The sequence below is a fragment of the uncultured Limnohabitans sp. genome (assembly GCF_937889215.1).
Taxonomy (GTDB): domain Bacteria; phylum Pseudomonadota; class Gammaproteobacteria; order Burkholderiales; family Burkholderiaceae_C; genus Limnohabitans_A.
This window is the reverse complement of sequence record NZ_CALBEX010000491.1, coordinates 1-1845: the sequence shown is the minus strand read 5'-3', so window position 1 is coordinate 1845 and position 1845 is coordinate 1. Positions and strand designations below refer to the sequence as shown.

Genomic DNA, 1845 nt, shown 5'->3' with positions numbered 1-1845 from the left:
CTGCGGGTGCGGAAATTTCCTGGTCATCAGCTACCGCGAACTGCGCGAGCTGGAGCTGAAGGTGCTGCGGGCCGACCACGAACTGAGTGCCCACAAAGGCCAGCTGACGGTGGACGTGCATGGGCTGATCGGTGTGAACGTGGACCAATTCTTTGGCATCGAGATCGAAGAGTTTCCGGCGCAAATTGCCCAAGTGGCCCTGTGGCTGGTGGACCACCAAATGAACCTGCGCGTGAGCGTGGAGTTTGGGCTGTACTTTGCCCGCATCCCGCTCAAAAGCTCACCACAAATCCGCCACGCCAACGCGCTGCGGCTGGACTGGAACGATGTGCTGCCTGCGGAGCGGTGCAGTTATGTGTTGGGCAATCCACCGTTCTTGGGCAAGACCTACCAAAGCAAAGAACAAAAAGCCGACCTGGCAGCTGTGATGCAAGGCATCCACGGCGCGGGTGATCTGGACTTTGTGTGCGGCTGGTACGTCATAGCCGCCCGTTACATTGGGCAGGTGACCCCGCGTCATGCCGGGCTTGACCCGGCATCCATGCCCCAATGCGCCTTTGTGTCCACCAACAGCATCACCCAAGGCGAACAAGTCGCCGTGCTGTGGGGCGAGATGCAGCGCCTGGGCATGCACACCCACTTTGCGCACCGCACCTTTCAGTGGACCAACGAAGCCAGCGGCAAAGCCGCCGTGCATTGCGTGATCGTGGGCTTTGGCCCCGAAGATCAAGCGATCAAAACCATCTACGAGTACGAGGACATCAAAGGCCTGCCGCATGCGGTGCCAGTCAAGCGCATCAATGCATATTTGGTGGATGCACCAAACATTTTTCTGAACAAGCGAACAACTCCAGTTTGCAATGTCAACGCGATGGCCAACGGCGGCAAAGCAACAGACGGTGGAAACCTCCTCCTAAGCGATGAAGAAAAAGCTGAGTTGATATCTATCGAACCCAAAGCCGCGAAATGGATTCGCCCATTTTTAATGGGCGATGAATTCATCAACAACATCGGCCGCTGGTGTTTGTGGTTGGTCAACATCCCACCAGCGGAACTTCGCGCCATGCCCCATGTGCTCAAGCGCGTAGAGGGTGTACGCGCCATGCGCGAAGCCAGCACCAAAGCTGCAACCGTAGCGCTTGCCAGCACACCAACCCTGTTCGGTGAAATTCGCCAACCCAAATCAAAACGCTATTTGGCGATTCCAAAGGTTTCTTTCGAACGCCGCCAATTCATCCCCATCGGCTATCTGGACAGTGACGTCATCTGCGGCGACAAAATTTTCTTTGTCGACGACGCATCACTGTTCACCTTTGGCGTGCTCACCAGCACGATGCACAACGCTTGGATGCGTTACACCTGTGGACGCTTGAAAAGCGATTACAGCTACTCCAACACCATCGTCTACAACAACTACCCCTGGCCCGGCTTCGCTGGCGAGGCGCTCAGCGACAAACACCGCAACGCCATCGAACAAGCCGCCCAATGCGTGCTCGACGCCCGCGCCCAATTTGCCAGCTCGTCACTGGCTGACCTCTACGACCCACTGACCATGCCCCCGGCCCTGCTCAAGGCCCACCAAAAACTAGACACCGCCGTAGACGCCGCCTACCAACCCAGCGGCGGCAAAAAGTCCTACGCCTCCGACGCCGAACGCGTGGCCTTCCTCTTCGATCTGTACCAACGCATCACCAGCTTGCTGCCTACAGGAGCAGACAAGAACACACCGAAAACCAAAGCCAAGGTAAGTCAAAAAACATGATGCGATTTAACCATCACCGAAAGCCAGTGCATTTACAAAAGCGTATGAATTACCAAGAGAAACGGTCATCGATGAATGTCTGT

1 protein-coding gene is annotated in these 1845 nt (G+C 56.3%); it reads left to right on the top strand.

The window, feature by feature from the left end:
* The coding region (locus tag Q0341_RS12415) for a DNA methyltransferase (protein ID WP_366522770.1) at positions 1-1762 on the top strand (1762 nt) is incomplete at its 5' end.
* Positions 1763-1845 lie beyond the last annotated feature (83 nt).